Genomic DNA, 14,725 nt, shown 5'->3' on the forward strand with positions numbered 1-14,725 from the left:
TCCACTCCACCGACGCGGCGTCAGGTTTGGCCGAAGATCATCGCCCGGACTTGACACCGCTCCCCCACCGGACGGGCACCGGTCACACCCCGTTCACCACCGCCGCACCGGGCCTCACTGCCGCCACAGCAGCAGCACCGCGCGGTCGTCGTTCACGTCCTTGGCCACCGTCTCGATCAGCCGCACCGCCGCGCCCCGGCCGCCGGTGGCCAGCTGCGAGCCGGCCACCAGCCGGTCGGCCTCGCCCATCAGCCGGTCCATGCCCTCGGTGAGGTCCCGGCCGGGCACCTCCACCATGCCGTCGGTGCAGAGCAGCAGCACGTCGCCCCGGTTCAGCCGCCCGCGCACGCCCTCGAACTTCGCACCGTCGTAGATCCCGAGCAGCGGCCCCTCCACCGACTCCTTGACCTCCCAGCGCCCGGCCCCGGAGAGCCGCTGCATGCCCGGCAGGTGCCCGGCCGAGAGCAGCTCGTACTCGCCGCTGTCCAGGTCGAGCACCAGGTGGACGGCGGTGGCGAAGCCCTCCTCCCAGTCCTGCCGGAGCAGGTAGCCGTTGGCGGCGGGCAGGAACTCGTGCGCGGGCAGCGAGCCGAGCAGGCCGCCGAAGGCGCCGGAGAGCAGCAGGGCCCGTGAGCCCGCGTCCATGCCCTTGCCGGAGACGTCGGCGAGCACCACTTCGAGCACCCGCCGGCCAGGCCCGGTGCGGGCGGCCACCACGAAGTCGCCGGAGAAGGACTGCCCGCCGGCCGGGCGCAGCGCCATGTCGGCGTGCCAGCCCGTGGGCAGTTCGGGCACCATGCTCTGCACCCGCAGCCGCTCGCGGAGGTCGAAGAGCATCGAGCCGCCGCCCCGCCAGGGCACCCCCACCCGGCTGCGGAACTGCGCGAGCAGCAGGCCGGCCACCCCGACCGCGCCGACGACCAGCGCGGCACCGGGTGTCACGCCGAAGACGTAGGTGTCGGGGCTGCTGCTGGCCACCCGCTCGCCGGTGTGGATCAGCGACTCGGTGGACAGGCCCATCGCGGCGGCCGCGTAGAGCAGCACCAGGGTGCCCGGGCGCAGCAGCAGCGAACCCGCGAGGATCGGCAGCACCAGCGCGGTGGGCGGCACCCAGGCCGGTATCCAGACGTTCAGCAGCACCAGCACCGGCACCATGGCCAGGAAGAGCGCGAAGGCCAGCCAGTCCGAGGCGTCGCCGCGGAAGTAGTCCACCCCGGTGCGGCGCAGGCGTCGGCGAGCCCGGTAGAGCCGCGCTCGCCACCGGGCCGTCCAGGGCTCCGGGGCCGCTGTCGCGGGGGAGCCCTGCGCAGTCGTCTGGGGCGGAGTGCCCGGCGTGCTGCCAGCCATGGGGTCCGACCTTATCCACCGGCGCGCCCCGGCGTCGACGGGACGGGCGGGTTCGCGCCCGGCGGCTCGGGTCCGCCCGGGCACAAACCGGTCGCGCACGATGGATTCCGGTGGTACCTGTGGGCCATGACTGCCGACCCGCACTCCGCTCCCCCGTTCGACCTACGGCCGCTGCGTCCCGAGGACTGGGAGGAGTGGTACCGCTGCCTGGAGCTGGCCTTCGGCGGCGAGGAGGAGCCGCCCGAGGAGCGGGAGCTCTGGCGGGCGCTGACCGAGTTCGACCGCTCCACCGCCGCCTGGGACGGCTCGTCGGTGATCGGCAGCGCCGGGGCGTTCAGCTTCGGGCTCTCGGTGCCGGGCGGCGCGGTGCGTCCGGCCGCCGGGGTCACCATGGTCGGCGTGCTGCCCACCCACCGCCGGCGGGGCGTGCTCACCGCCCTCATGCGCCACCAGCTGGCGGCCGTCCGCGAGCGCGGCGAGGCGCTGGCGGTGCTCACCGCCTCCGAGCCCGCCATCTACGGCCGGTTCGGCTACGGGCAGGCGACCTGGCGGATGGCGGTCTCGATCCCCAGCCGCCGGGTCGCCCTCCCGCACACCCCCGACCCGACCGTCCGGCTCCGCCTGGTCGGCCTGGCGGAGGGGAGCGCCGCCTGCGAGGAGGTGTACGCGGCGCTGGTGCCGCTGCGCCCCGGCATGCTGGAGCGCCGCCCGGGCTGGGAGCGGCTGCCGCTCACCGACGCCCCGGGCTCGCGGGACGGCTTCTCGCCGCGGCTCTGCGTGCTGGCCGAGGACGCGGCCACCGGCCGCCCGCTCGGGTACGCGCGGTACGCCGTGCGCACCAGCTGGGAGGGGGACGTCCCCGGCGGCGAGGCCAAGGTCCGGGACGTGCAGGCGCTCACCCCTCAGGTGTACGCCCGGCTCTGGTCCTACCTGCTCGAACTCGACCTGGTGGACACCGTCACGGCGTACAGCCGGCCGGTGGACGACCCGCTGCTGCACCTGCTGAGCGACGTCCGCCGGGTGCGGCCGACCCTGGGCGACGCGCTGTTCGTCCGCCTGGTCGAGGTCGGCACCGCCCTGGCCGGCCGGGGCTACGCGGCTCCGGTCTCGGTGGTGCTCGAGGTCTCCGACGAGTTCTGCCCCTGGAACGCGGGCCGCTGGCGGCTCAGCTGCGCGGGGCCGGACAAGCCGGCCGCTTGCGAGCGCACCGAGGACCCGGCCGACCTGGCCCTCTCGGTCCGCGAGCTCGGCTCCGCCTACCTGGGCGGAGTCACCCTCGCGGCCCTGGCGGGCGCGGGGCGGGTCACCGAGCTTCGGCCGGGGGCGCTGGGCGAGGCTTCGCGGGCCTTCGGTTCGGACCTGGCCCCATGGCTGCCGCACGGCTTCTAAGGCGGCAGGATCAACCTAGGGGGCGCGGGGAACTGCGCTGCCAACCATGCACCTCCGTAGAGGGCTGGTCGCGCAGTTCCCCGCGCCCCTGATGGTGCGACTGATCGTCAGCTCTGGGGGTGGTGGGCCGGGATCGGGGGCAGCTCACCCATGGTCTCGTACTCGCTGAGCATCTCGATCCGGCGGGTGTGCCGCTCGGCGCCGCTGTACGGGGTGTTGAGGAAGATCTCGACGAACTTGGTCGACTCCTCCTCGGTGTGCATCCGGCCACCGATGCTGATCACGTTGGCGTTGTTGTGCTCGCGGCCGAGCGCGGCGGTCTGCTCGCTCCAGGCCAGCGCGGCTCGCACGCCCTTGACCTTGTTGGCGGCGATCGCCTCGCCGTTGCCCGAGCCGCCGATCACGATGCCCAGCGCCTCCGGGTCGGCGGCGGTGCGCTCGGCGGCGCGCAGGCAGAACGGCGGGTAGTCGTCCTCCGCGTCGTAGATGTGCGGCCCGCAGTCGACCGGCTCGTGGCCGGCCTCCTTCAGCCACTGGACGAGGTGGTTCTTGAGGTCGTATCCGGCATGGTCGGAACCCAGGTACACGCGCATGCGTATGAGTGTGGCATGCGCGTGCCCCGGGAGGTCGGCCAGGCCCGACGGCCCCGTCAGGTCAGCCGCGACGGCCGATCAGCTTCCAGGCCAGCGGGAGCGCGCCCATGGCGAGCAGGGCCTTGAGCGCGTCGCCCACCAGGTAGGGGTAGAGGCCGAGTTCGGCGGCCCGGGCCAGCGGCACGTGCAGCGCCAGCGCCAGGTACGGCACGCCGACCGCGTAGACGGCCAGGTTGCCGAGCACCATGACGCCGGCGGTGCGCAGCGGGCTGCGGTCGGCGCCCCGGCGGGCCAGCGCGCCGGTCAGGCCGGCGGCCAGCACGAAGCCGATCACGTAGCCGAAGCTGGCCATCGCCCAGCCCGAGCTCGCCCCGGCGAACCAGGGCAGCCCGGCCGCGCCGGCCAGCAGGTAGAGGCCGAGCGAGGCGATGCCCCGGCGGGCACCGAGCGCGGTGCCGACCAGCAGGGCGGCGAAGGTCTGGCCGGTCACCGGCACCGGCGAGCCGGGCACGTGGACCGAGAGCTGGGCGGCCAGGCCGGTGAGCACCGCACCGCCGCCGACCAGGGTCAGCTCGCGGGCCTGGGCGCCGAGCCGGGTGGCGGCCTTCGGGAGCAGGTCCGCGAGGACCGGGGTACGGGCGGGGACGGCGGCGATGGCCATGGCGGGGCTCCTAGTCTCGGTGAACACCCGTTCTCGGTGAACACCTGTGAACCTACGCGCTCGATCGCACCCGGACGACGCCGTCACCGACAAACCGTCAGGGCCCGCACTTGTCGGGATCATCCCAGCACCGTCACTTTGAGCGATGTCACGAGTGCTTTGGGTCATCGATTCGTCCGCATGCCGATCCAACGGCCGAGCTCCTTGGCCGGGCCGCCGGGCGTACCGAATAGTGGAGCAACCCTCTCCGCAATCCGTACACAGTCTGGACTTCCCGCATGGCGACTCCCACCCCCCGGCCGACGCTGGCCCCCGAGGGCCAGACGACCGGCTCCGGCGCGGCCGGCGGGCAGCTCGGCCACGGCCTGAAGCCCCGTCACCTCTCGATGATCGCCCTCGGCGGGGTGATCGGCGCCGGTCTCTTCGTCGGCTCCGGCGCGGGCATCGCCGCCGCCGGGCCCGCGATCGTGCTGGCCTTCGCGCTCTCCGGGGTGCTGGTCATGCTGGTGATGCGGATGCTCGGCGAGATGTCGGCGGCACACCCGGCCAGCGGCTCCTTCTCGGTGCACGCCGAGCGGGAGATCGGCCCCTGGGCCGGTCTGACGGCGGGTTGGATGTACTGGACGCTGCTCTGCGTTGGTGTCGCCGCCGAGGCGATCGGCGCCTCGCACGTGATGGCGGGGTGGATCCCGGCGGTGCCGTCCTGGCTCTGGGTCGCGGTCTTCATGGCCTTCTTCTGCGGCACCAACCTGGCGGCGGTGAAGAACTTCGGCGAGTTCGAGTTCTGGTTCGCCGCCGTCAAGATCACCGCCATCGCGGCCTTCCTGGTGATCTGCGTGCTGGCCATCGCCGGCGTGCTGCCCGGCACCTCGGCCCCCGGCACCGGCAACCTCACCGGCCAGGGCGGCTTCCTGCCGAACGGCACCGGCGGCCTGATCACCGGCCTGCTCGCCTCGGTCTTCGCGTACGGCGGCCTGGAGACCGTCACCATCGCCGCCGCCGAGTCCGAGGACCCGCGCCGCAACGTGGCCAGTGCCGTCCGCACCGCGATGTGGCGGATCGCCGTCTTCTACATCGGCTCGATGGCCGTGATCGTCACCCTGGTGCCGTGGAACGACCCGGCCGTGGTCAAGGACGGGCCGTACGTGGCGGTGCTCGACTCGCTGGGCATCCCCGGGGCCGGGCAGCTGATGAACGTGGTGGTGCTGATCGCCCTGCTGTCGGCGATGAACGCCAACATCTACGGCTCCTCGCGGATGGCCTACTCGCTGGTCCGGCGCGGGCAGGGCCCGCAGGCGCTGGCCAAGGTGAGCGGCGGGGTGCCGCGGCGGGCCGTGCTCGCCTCCTGCGCCTTCGGCTTCCTCGCGGTGCTCTTCAACTACTGGTGGCCGACCACCGTCTTCCACTGGCTGCTCAACATGGTCGGCGCGGCCGTGCTGGTGGTCTGGGGCTTCATCGCGGTGGCGCAGCTGCGGATGCGGCGGCGGCTGGAGCGCGAGGCGCCCGAGCAGCTGACCGTCCGGATGTGGCTCTACCCCTACCTCACCTGGGCCGCGCTGGCCGGGATCGCGGCGGTGCTGGCGCTCATGACGCTGGACGCGGACAACAGGGTGCAGCTGTACTTCACGGCCGGGCTGGCCGTGGTCCTCGCGGTGATCGGGAAGGTTCGGTCGGGGCGGTAACCACCGGGGGCGCGGGGCCCCTTTGAATTAACTGCGCGCGCGACCAGCCCACTACGAAAGTGCATGGCTGGCAGCGCAGTTCCCCGCGCCCCCAGTGGTTGCCCTTACTCGAAGGAGGGGCCGGCAGTCCGGGTCCGCTTGATCTCGTAGAAGCCGGGCGTGCTGGCAACGAGCACGGTGCCGTCCCAGAGCCGGGCGGCGGCCTCGCCGCGCGGGGTCGGGGTGACCACCGGGCCGAAGAAGGCGACGCGGTCGCCGTCCGGGCCGTCGACCGCGATGACCGGGGTGCCCACGTCCTGGCCGACCAGGGAGATGCCCTCCTGGTGCGAGGCGCGCAGGGCCTCGTCGTAGGCATCGGACTCGGCGGCGTCGGCCAGCTCGGCCGGGAGGCCGGCCGCGACCAGGGCGGCCTCGATGGTGGCGCGCTCGTTCGGCAGGGCCTGGTTGTGGAAGCGGGTGCCCAGCTCGGTGTAGAGCGGGCCGATCACCTTCTCGCCGTGCGCCTGCGCGGCGGCGATCACCACGCGGACCGGGCCCCAGGCCTTCTTGATCGCCTCCCGGTACTGCTCCGGCAGGTTCTCGTTGTGCTCGTTCAGCACCGCCAGGCTCATCACGTGCCAGCGGGTGTCGACCGGGCGGAGCTTCTCCACCTCCAGCATCCAGCGGGAGGTCATCCAGGCCCAGGGGCAGACCGGGTCGAACCAGAAGTCGGCGATCTTGCGGGAGTCGGCAGTCGTCACGGACGGCGTCCTTCGCTCGGAGGAGGTGCTTGGCACAGACCCCAACACGGGGGGCCCACCGGGCATTCCGGCCGCCCGGTACGGACCTGTGCAATGGTACGGAGGGGTGCGTGCAAGGATGCTCCCCGGGGAAGAACCCACCGCCGCAACCACTACGTACGAGCCGGACAAAGGAGTACCGCCCGTGCCGGGTAAGAACCTGACCCGCGAGGAAGCCCAGCAGCGGGCCGACATCCTCACCCTGGACAGCTACCGCGTCCACCTGGATGTTTCGGCCGCCACCGACCCCGCGGTGGCCACCTTCGGCTCGACGACGACGCTGAGCTTCCGGTGCAGCACCCCGGGCGCGGACACCTTCGTCGACCTGCTCGCCCCGGCCGTCCGCTCGGTCACCCTCAACGGCCGCGCGCTGGACCCGGCCGAGGTCTTCGACGGCGTGCGGGTCAGCGTGCCCGGCCTGGCCGAGCAGAACGAGCTGGTGATCGAGGCGGACTGCGCGTACAGCCGCACCGGCGAGGGCCTGCACCGCTTCGTCGACCCGGTGGACGGCGAGACCTACCTCTACACCCACTTCGAGCCGGCCGACTCCCGCCGGGTGTTCGCCAACTTCGAACAGCCCGACCTCAAGGCGCCGTTCAGCTTCACGGTGACCGCCCCGGCCGCCTGGGACGTGTACGCCAACGCCGTGGACGAGCGGGTCACCGCGGAAGGCGCCGTCAAGGTCTGGGAGTTCGCGCCGACCAAGCCGATCTCCACCTACCTCACCGCCGTGGTGGCCGGCCCGTACCACGTGGTCCGCGACCACTACAGCCGCAAGCTGGCCGACGGCACCACGCTGGAGATCCCGCTCGCCGCGACCTGCCGCAAGTCGCTGGCCCGGTACTTCGACGCCGACGAGATCCTCACCGTCACCAAGCAGGGCCTGGACTACTTCCACGAGGAGTTCGACTACCCGTACCCCTTCGGGAAGTACGACCAGTGCTTCGTGCCGGAGTACAACATCGGCGCGATGGAGAACCCGGGCTGCGTCACCTTCCGCGAGGAGTTCGTCTTCCGGTCGAAGGTCACCGACGCCGCCTACGAGGGCCGGGCCAACGTCATCCTGCACGAGATGGCGCACATGTGGTTCGGCGACCTGGTCACCATGAAGTGGTGGGACGACCTCTGGCTGAAGGAGTCCTTCGCCGACTTCATGGGCTCGTTCTCGCAGATCGAGGCCACCCGCTACCAGGCCGCCTGGATCACCTTCGCCAACCGGCGCAAGGCCTGGGCCTACCGGCAGGACCAGTTCCCCACCACCCACCCGATCACGGCCGACATCCGTGACCTGGAGGACGCCAAGCTCAACTTCGACGGCATCACCTACGCCAAGGGCGCCTCGGTGCTCAAGCAGCTGGTGGCGTACGTCGGCCGGGACGCGTTCTTCGAGGGCGTCCGGCACTACTTCAAGCGGCACGCCTTCGGCAACACCGTGCTCGGCGACCTGCTGGAGGCGCTGGAGGCCACCAGCGGCCGCGACCTGACCGCCTGGGCCGCCGCCTGGCTGCAGACCTCCGGGGTCAACCTGCTCACCCCGCAGCTGACCTGCGACGCCGAGGGCCGGATCACCGAGTTCGCGGTGCTCCAGGAGAGCGGCACACTGCGCCCGCACCGCCTGGCCGTGGGCTGCTACGACCGCGCCGAGGACGGCACCCTGGTCCGCACCCAGCGGGTCGAGCTGGACGTGACCGGCGCCCGCACCGTCGTCCCCGAGCTGGCCGGCCGGGTCCGCCCGGACCTGGTGCTGCTCAACGACGACGACCTGACCTACTGCAAGATCCGCTTCGACGACCACTCGCTGGCCACCCTGCGCTCCTCGCTCGGTGACCTCTCCGACCCGCCCTCCTTGCCCGCCGACGGGCAGGAGGGGCCCAGTCGGCCTGGCGGCCTCGCCCGGGCATTGACCTGGTCCGCGGTCTGGAACCTCACCCGCGACGGTCTGATGCCGGCCCGCGACTACGTGGACCTGGTGCTGCGGTTCGCCGGCACCGAGTCGGACATCGGCGTGCTCCAGTCGCTGCACGGCCAGGCCAAGGCGGCGCTCGACCTCTACGCCGCGCCCGAGTGGCGCGCCGAGGGTGCCGGGCTGCTGGCCGAGTGCGCCCTGCGCGAGCTGCGGGCCGCCGCCCCCGGCAGCGACCACCAGCTGGCCTGGGCCCGCTTCCTCAGCCAGAACGCGGGCGGGTCCGAGCACCTGCAGCTGATCCGCGGCCTGCTGGCCGGCACGGCCCGGATCGACGGCCTGGAGATCGACCAGGAGCTGCGCTGGGACCTCTGGCTGACCCTGGCCGCCGCCAGCGAGGCCCAGGAGGCCGAGCTGCGCGGCGAGTTGGAGCGCGACAACACCGCCAGCGGCAAGCAGCACCTCACCCACTGCCTGGCCGCCCGACCCACCGCCGAGGCCAAGGCCGCCGCCTGGGCCGCGGTGGTCGACTCCGACGAGCTGCCCAACGCCCTGGTCGAGGCCAGCATCGCGGGCTTCAACCTGGCCGGCCAGCGCGAGCTGACGGCCGGCTACCTGGAGCCGTACTTCGAGCTGCTCGAGACTGTCTGGGCCCAGCGCAGCATCGAGATCGCGATGCGGATCGTCGGCGGCTTCTTCCCCCGCTACCAGACCACCGAGGCGACGCTGGCGGCCACCGACGCCTGGCTGGCCTCGCACCCGCAGGCCGCACCGGCCCTGCGGCGGCTGGTGCTGGAGGGCCGCGACGACCTGGCCCGGGCCCTCCGGGCCCAGGCCTGCGACCAGGGGTAACCATTCGGGCGCGGGGAACGGCACCTCCTGCGTGGCTGGTCGCGCCGTTCCCCGCGCCCCCAGTGGTTGCCCTTACTTGAGCGTTCCAGCCGTCAGACCGACTTGGACTTGGCGCTGGAATGAGAGATAGACGACGAGCACCGGCAGCATCGCGATCGTCATCCCGGCGAACAGCGCCGCCGGGTCCCCCGCGTACCCCTGCTGCAGGGCCAGGTTGACCAGGCCCTGCGCCAGCATCGACCGGTTGGCGTCCGTGCCGGAGGTCGGCTGCATCAGGGTGACCGGCAGGATGTACTGGTTCCACTGCCCCAGCAGGTTGAAGATGCCCACGCTGACCAGGCCGGGCCGGGCCATCGGCAGCATCACCTGGAAGAAGGCCCGGGTGTGCGAGCACCCGTCGAGCATCGCCGCCTCGTGCACGGCCGTCGGCAGCGTCCGCAGGAAGGCGTGTAGGAAGAAGACGGTGAAGGGCAGCGAGTACGCGACGTACACCAGGATCAGGCCGAGGTAGCTGTTCAGCCCGAGCAGCGGGGAGATCGTGCCGAGCCGCCGCACCATGAAGAAGAGCGGCACCAGCGCGAGGTACACCGGGAACATCGCCCCGGCCACGAAGAAGTAGTAGACGACCCGGTTGCCGGGGAATTCGTAGCGGGCCAGCACGTAGGCCGCCATCGCGCCGAGCAGCATCGTCAGGGTGAGCGAACCGGCCAGCACGATCACGGTGTTGAGGAAGAATCCGCCGATGCCGCCCTTGCTCCAGGCCCGGCCGAAGGCCGCGAAGCCCCAGTGCGAGGGCCAGGACCAGGCGCTGCCGTCGATCTCGGCGTCGTTCTTGAAGGAGCCGAGCACCACCCAGAGCAGCGGCAGCACGATCAGGACGGCCCAGAGCAGCAGGAAGCCGTGCGAGAACACGTTGAGCGGGCCGGTCCGCTCGCGACGGGCGGCCATCAGTACTCGATCCGCTCGCGACGGGTGACCCGGAGCGCGACGACGGAGAGGACGAGGGTGAAGAAGAAGATCACCACGCCCATCGCGCACGCGTAGCCCGCCTTGCCGAAGAAGAGGAAGTTGCGCATCAGGTAGGTCGCCACGATCTCGCTGCGGTGGTCCGGGCCGCCGCCGTAGCTGGCGCCCACCGTCATGGTGGAGACCAGGGCGAAGACGTCCATCGCGGCGATCGCCAGGTAGACCCAGGCCGTCTGCACGGTGTCCCAGAGCAGCGGCAGGGTGATCCGGAAGAAGGTCTGGGGCCGCCCGGCGCCGTCCAGCAGCGCGGACTCGTAGACGTCCCTGGGCACCGACTGCATCGCGGCCGAGAACAGCACCAGGTAGAAGCCGGTGCCGGCCCAGACCAGCACGCCGAGGATGCACCAGAGCACCAGGTCCGGGTCGGCCAGCCACTCCACCGGGTGGCCGGGGCTCTCCAGGCCGAGCTTGAGCAGCACCCCGTTGAACAGCCCGCCGCCGTCCGGCCGGTAGACCGCCTCCCAGAGCACGGCCAGGATGGCCACCGAGAGCACCTGGGGCAGGAAGAACAGCACCTTGTACCCGCCCGCGCCGCGCACCCCCTGCACCCTGGCGGTGCCGCCGCGCCCGCCGACGTTGAGCATGAAGGCGAAGAACAGCGCGAGCAGGACGGTCGCCACCGGCAGCACCGCGAGCAGCAGCAGGTTGTGCCCGAGCGCGCCGAGGAAGACCTCGTCGTGGGCCAGCTTGGTGTAGTTGTCCAGGCCGACGAAGTGCATCTGCTGGGACTGGCCGTTCCAGTCGGTCAGCGAGTAGCCGAAGGTCTGCAGGTACGGCCAGATCACCAGTGCGGCGTACAGCAGCACGGGGACCACGAGGAAACCGATGATGAACGGGTACCGGCGGTGCCGCATGACGCCCTGACCTCTCAGGCCTTCTTGGCCTTCTCGGCGGCGGCCTTGGCCCGCTTCAGCCACTCCTCCGGCTTGATCCGGTTGGCCATCAACTCGGTGCTGGCGTTGCCGAGTTCGATGTCGAAGGCGCTCTGGGTGTTCGGGTAGTCGTAGTTGAAGACCTCCGTGCCGGCGGCGCCCAGCGCGGCCACCGCCGACTTGGTGCCGGGGCGCAGCTTCACCTCCGGGCCGATGCCGTCCTTGAGCACGGTGACGGCGTTGGCCTGCTGGGCGAACTGCCCGGCGCCGGCCTTGGTGAGCATCATCCGGAGGAACTCCATGCCGCCGGCCACGTTCTTGGCCTTGGCGGGCACGATGAACGGCTCGTCGGCGCCGGCCCGCAGGGAGGTGGGCGGCAGCTTGTCACCGGGCAGGCTCGGCATCGGGAGGAAGGTCATCTCGAAGTCGTCCGGGGTGAGCTTGAGCTGCTCGTTCTCCAGCCAGGAGCCGCAGGGCACGAAGGCGGCCTTGTACTGGTTCCAGGCGGTCTGCGCCTCGGTGTGCGTCATGCCGTTGGTGCCGGGCAACAGGTAGTCCTGGTCGACCAGTTGGTAGATCGCGCTGATCGCGGCCTTGGCCTCGGGGCCGTCCCAGACGGTGGTGTCGAGCTGGTCGACCCGAGTGATGATCTCCCGGCCGCCCTGGCGGGCCAGCAGGTCCATGATGGCGACGTTGATGTAGTACGGGTACTTGCCCTGGTGGCAGAAGGGCGCGACGCCGGCCGCCTTGATGGTGCCGCAGAGCGTGATGAACTCGGCCCAGGTCTTCGGCGCCGTCCAGCCCTTCTCCTTGAAGAGCTTGCCGGAGTACCAGAGCCCGGAGACGGAGTACACGTAGTTCAGCGAGTACATCTTGCCGTCGAAGGAGCCGTGCTCGACCGTGCCGGGCTGCAGCACGTCGCGGACCTTCCGGCTCGGATCGTCCAGGTAGGGCGCGTCCAACAGCGCTGTCAGGTCGGCGAGTTGGCCGGCCTTGTGCAGCACGTCCAGCTTGATCTGCTTGGCCCCGGAGTCGTCCACCACGTCCGGCGGGCTGCCGCCGTTGAAGCGCGGCTGGAGCAGGCCGGTGATGTCCTGGGTCGGGGTGTGGGTGATCTTCGCGGCGGAGTAGGTCTTGGCGTACAGCCCCTCGAAGGCCTTGGCGTAGTCGTCGCCGAACCCGCCCTTGAAGATCACCACCTCCAGCGGCGCCGACCCGTCCACCCCGAGCGGGTTGGTCGCGCTGCTCGCCACCGCGGTGGCCCCGCCGGTCGTCCCGCCGCCACCACCCGCGCAGGCCGCGAGCAGCGGCCCGCCGGTGACCGCGAGTGCGGTCAACCCCGCTGCGCGCCTGAGGAGTTCACGACGGTTGTAGCCAGCACCCGTGCTCATCCGTGCCCTCGATTCTCGACGTCCCGTTTCCGCCGGAGCCAGAATGTAGCGCGTTGCTGCTCGATTGAACATAGAAACGCGCAGCTTCGCGCAATACCGCACGGAGCGGCGTTACGCGAAGCTGCGCGGGGCACCTACCCTGTCAGGTACTGCTCAGCCACTCAACCCCTTGTCGAGCGCGGCCACCAGCGAACCCTGCGCGTCGTCGTTGTCCAGCGCCCAGGCCATCACCCCGGCCAGGCCGTGCCAGTCGGCGTACTGCGCCTTCCGGGTGAGCAGCTCGGGGGTGTCGTACGACCAGAACTCGGTGCCGTCGTACTTCCAGGTCGCGCCGTGCTGCCGGTCGTAGTGGACCGTGCCGGGCAGGTCCTTGATCTGGTTGTACGGCAGGTTGCCGCCCCGGGCCGGGCCGGTCGAGGTCTGGTACAGCCCGAACTTGTCGCCGGCCGGCACGCCCGTCCAGCCGTAGCCGTAGAACGGCACCCCGAGCACGGCCTTGTGCGGCGGCAGGCCCTTGGCCAGGTAGTGCCGGACCACCCGGTCGGCGCTGTACGAGCGGTTGTCGACGGCCGGATCGGCGCTGTCCGAGTAGAGGTTGGCGTTGTGGTCGGTGCTGCTCTCCCAGGTGCCGTGCAGGTCGTAGGTCATCAGGTTGAGCCAGTCCACCTGCCTGGCCACCTGCGGGATCTCCAGCCGGTCGGCCTTGGTCTCGTTGGCCGGCACGGCGGCGGTCAGCAGGTAGTGCCGGTGGGCGCTCCGGCCCAGTGCGTCCAGCTGGCGGCGGAACTCCTGCATCAGCAGGGTGTAGTTGTGCCCGTCCTCGGGCCGCACCACGTTGCCCGGGTCACCGCCGCCGCCCGGGTACTCCCAGTCGATGTCGATGCCGTCGAACACCCCGGCGCCGGCCCCCGGGGTGACACCCGGCAGGTTGCCCAGAAGGTAGAGGTCGAGGCAGGAGGCGACGAACTTCTTCCGCGAGGCGTCGGTGGCGGCGGCGTCCGAGAAGTACTTGGACCAGGTCCAACCACCCAGCGAGATCACCGACTTGAGCTGCGGGTTGGCGGCCTTGAGCTTGCGCAGCTGGTTGAAGTTGCCCTTCACCTGCTGCGCGTCGGCGTCGGCCACCCCGTCCACCGACTCCTCGGCGCCCACCGGGCGCTGGTAGTCGGCCCAGGGGTCACCGACCCCGGCACCGCTCGCCTCGAAGCAGGTGCCGTCCGAAGAGACGTTGCCGAAGGCGTAATTGATCACGGTGAGCTTCCCGGCCTGGCCGGAGGTCTGCACCTTCTTGGCGGAGAAACCGCTGTAGATGCCCCACTGGGTGAAGTACCCCACCCGCTGACCCTGCAGGCCGCGGTGCCCCTGGCCGTCGTGGGCCTGGGCGGAGGTGGCGGGGGCGACGATCAGGGCGGCCAGCGTGGCGGCCGCGAGCAGGGCTGAGGTTCTTCTGGGCATGATGGACCCGTTCTCCGAATCAGCGTCAATTGGTCTAGGCCAAGCTGAGACAGAGGTTTAGTCCACAAGGAAGGCCGCGCACAAGGGGGTGCGGCCGGATATCGCCGTTCACATCCGGGCGGCGAGGGTCGGCAGGCCCTCCCCGGACAGCTCGGCCAGGCCGGCCGGGCGCCCGGTGACCGCCAGCAGCAGCTCCAGCATCGGGCCGCTCACCTCCGGCCCCTCCCCCGCCCACCACCGGGCGTCGGTGGCCCGCAGGGTCAGCCCCTCGACCCGCCGCTTGCCGCCGATCAGCAGGTTGGAGCGCCGGTAGAAGTCGGCGCACCTGGTCAGCGCCTCCTCCGGGTACGCGTGCACGATGCCCAGCGGCCGGCGGATGTCCTCACCGTGCACCACCGTCTCGCCCAGCCAGCTGTCGTCCGGGCCCGGCGGGTGGGTGGTCGAGTTCAGCTGCGCCGCGAAGGCGTCCACCGTCTGGTCGATCGTCCCGGCGGTCAGCTCGGCGATCTCCCGCCCGGTCATCACCTCGAACCGGAAGCCCGCCCTGGCCAGCTTCACGAAGAAGCCCGGCGGCGTCATCCGGGCCGTGGCGGCCAGGTGCGCCAGGGTGTCCCGCACCGACCGGCCCGCGCAGAGCGAGGGGGTGCGCCACTGCTCGGGGGTCAGCTGCTCGACATCGGCCAGCAGCGCCCGGCGCTCGGCATGGATCAAGGCCCACGGGTCCGTACTCATACCCTCGTGGTAGCACGCCGAGGGCCGGCCCGCTCTGGGAGCG

At 71.5% G+C, this 14,725-nt stretch carries 12 protein-coding genes; 3 read left to right on the forward strand and 9 right to left on the reverse strand.

All coding sequences use genetic code 11. The features are described 5' to 3' along the window. Positions 1-114: 114 nt before the first annotated feature. Complete coding sequence (locus CFP65_RS12120) at positions 115-1,347, reverse strand: PP2C family protein-serine/threonine phosphatase (protein ID WP_104816110.1); 1,233 nt, start codon at positions 1,345-1,347, stop codon at positions 115-117. A 126-nt stretch (positions 1,348-1,473) separates the two neighbouring features. Between CFP65_RS12120 and CFP65_RS12125 the strand changes: the two genes are divergently transcribed. After that, positions 1,474-2,736 carry a GNAT family N-acetyltransferase gene (locus CFP65_RS12125; protein ID WP_104816111.1) on the forward strand — a complete coding sequence of 421 codons (1,263 nt, stop codon included), beginning with the start codon at positions 1,474-1,476 and terminating at the stop codon, positions 2,734-2,736. Positions 2,737-2,843: 107 nt separating this feature from the next. Here CFP65_RS12125 and CFP65_RS12130 read toward each other — a convergent pair whose 3' ends face one another. Then, the gene (locus tag CFP65_RS12130) at positions 2,844-3,329 is read right to left on the reverse strand and encodes a ribose-5-phosphate isomerase (RefSeq protein ID WP_104816112.1); all 486 of its coding nucleotides are present in this window, start codon (positions 3,327-3,329) and stop codon (positions 2,844-2,846) included. A gap of 61 nt (positions 3,330-3,390) precedes the next feature. Beyond that, a complete protein-coding gene (locus tag CFP65_RS12135) occupies positions 3,391-3,990 on the reverse strand; it encodes a biotin transporter BioY (protein WP_104816113.1) in 600 nt (199 codons plus the stop codon). A gap of 278 nt (positions 3,991-4,268) precedes the next feature. Between CFP65_RS12135 and CFP65_RS12140 the strand changes: the two genes are divergently transcribed. Next, positions 4,269-5,672, forward strand: coding sequence for an amino acid permease (locus tag CFP65_RS12140; RefSeq protein ID WP_104816114.1), 1,404 nt, complete (start codon positions 4,269-4,271; stop codon positions 5,670-5,672). Between the two features lie 104 nt (positions 5,673-5,776). Here the strand turns inward: CFP65_RS12140 and CFP65_RS12145 are convergent, their stop codons facing one another. Continuing rightward, positions 5,777-6,412, reverse strand: a complete 636-nt coding sequence (locus tag CFP65_RS12145; protein ID WP_305778250.1) for a DsbA family protein — start codon at positions 6,410-6,412, stop codon at positions 5,777-5,779. 184 nt (positions 6,413-6,596) lie between these two features. On the opposite strand from CFP65_RS12145, the gene pepN reads away from it, so the two are divergent. Next, on the forward strand, positions 6,597-9,206 hold the full coding sequence (gene pepN / locus CFP65_RS12150; RefSeq protein ID WP_104816116.1) for an aminopeptidase N: 2,610 nt from the start codon (positions 6,597-6,599) through the stop codon (positions 9,204-9,206). Between the two features lie 72 nt (positions 9,207-9,278). On the opposite strand, the gene CFP65_RS12155 is transcribed toward pepN, so the two are convergent. From CFP65_RS12155 to CFP65_RS12175, 5 genes are all read right to left on the reverse strand, one after another. After that, positions 9,279-10,154: a carbohydrate ABC transporter permease gene (locus CFP65_RS12155; RefSeq protein WP_104816117.1), complete on the reverse strand. Its 876-nt coding sequence runs from the start codon at positions 10,152-10,154 to the stop codon at positions 9,279-9,281. Then, entirely contained in the window at positions 10,154-11,086 is a 933-nt protein-coding gene (locus tag CFP65_RS12160; RefSeq protein ID WP_104816118.1) for a carbohydrate ABC transporter permease, read from the reverse strand. The genes CFP65_RS12155 and CFP65_RS12160 overlap by 1 nt, the downstream gene beginning before the upstream one ends. A gap of 14 nt (positions 11,087-11,100) precedes the next feature. Beyond that, on the reverse strand, positions 11,101-12,495 hold the full coding sequence (gene ngcE, locus CFP65_RS12165) for an N-acetylglucosamine/diacetylchitobiose ABC transporter substrate-binding protein (protein WP_104816119.1): 1,395 nt from the start codon (positions 12,493-12,495) through the stop codon (positions 11,101-11,103). Between the two features lie 153 nt (positions 12,496-12,648). Then, positions 12,649-13,950 carry a glycoside hydrolase family 18 protein gene (locus CFP65_RS12170; protein WP_104816120.1) on the reverse strand — a complete coding sequence of 434 codons (1,302 nt, stop codon included), beginning with the start codon at positions 13,948-13,950 and terminating at the stop codon, positions 12,649-12,651. Positions 13,951-14,058: 108 nt separating this feature from the next. Continuing rightward, positions 14,059-14,682 carry a maleylpyruvate isomerase family mycothiol-dependent enzyme gene (locus CFP65_RS12175; RefSeq protein ID WP_104816121.1) on the reverse strand — a complete coding sequence of 208 codons (624 nt, stop codon included), beginning with the start codon at positions 14,680-14,682 and terminating at the stop codon, positions 14,059-14,061. Positions 14,683-14,725: the final 43 nt, after the last annotated feature.

The organism is Kitasatospora sp. MMS16-BH015 (genome assembly GCF_002943525.1).
In the GTDB taxonomy this organism is placed as follows: Bacteria; Actinomycetota; Actinomycetes; order Streptomycetales; family Streptomycetaceae; genus Kitasatospora.

Bases quoted from the DNA above. Each gene is read 5' to 3' on its own strand.
- CFP65_RS12120 (WP_104816110.1), bottom strand. From the start codon at position 1,347: ATGGCTGGCAGCACGCCGGGCACTCCGCCCCAGACGACTGCGCAGGGC.
- CFP65_RS12125 (WP_104816111.1), top strand. From the start codon at position 1,474: ATGACTGCCGACCCGCACTCCGCTCCCCCGTTCGACCTACGGCCGCTG.
- CFP65_RS12130 (WP_104816112.1), bottom strand. From the start codon at position 3,329: ATGCGCGTGTACCTGGGTTCCGACCATGCCGGATACGACCTCAAGAAC.
- CFP65_RS12135 (WP_104816113.1), bottom strand. From the start codon at position 3,990: ATGGCCATCGCCGCCGTCCCCGCCCGTACCCCGGTCCTCGCGGACCTG.
- CFP65_RS12140 (WP_104816114.1), top strand. From the start codon at position 4,269: ATGGCGACTCCCACCCCCCGGCCGACGCTGGCCCCCGAGGGCCAGACG.
- CFP65_RS12155 (WP_104816117.1), bottom strand. From the start codon at position 10,154: ATGGCCGCCCGTCGCGAGCGGACCGGCCCGCTCAACGTGTTCTCGCAC.
- CFP65_RS12160 (WP_104816118.1), bottom strand. From the start codon at position 11,086: ATGCGGCACCGCCGGTACCCGTTCATCATCGGTTTCCTCGTGGTCCCC.
- ngcE (WP_104816119.1), bottom strand. From the start codon at position 12,495: ATGAGCACGGGTGCTGGCTACAACCGTCGTGAACTCCTCAGGCGCGCA.
- CFP65_RS12170 (WP_104816120.1), bottom strand. From the start codon at position 13,950: ATGCCCAGAAGAACCTCAGCCCTGCTCGCGGCCGCCACGCTGGCCGCC.
- CFP65_RS12175 (WP_104816121.1), bottom strand. From the start codon at position 14,682: ATGAGTACGGACCCGTGGGCCTTGATCCATGCCGAGCGCCGGGCGCTG.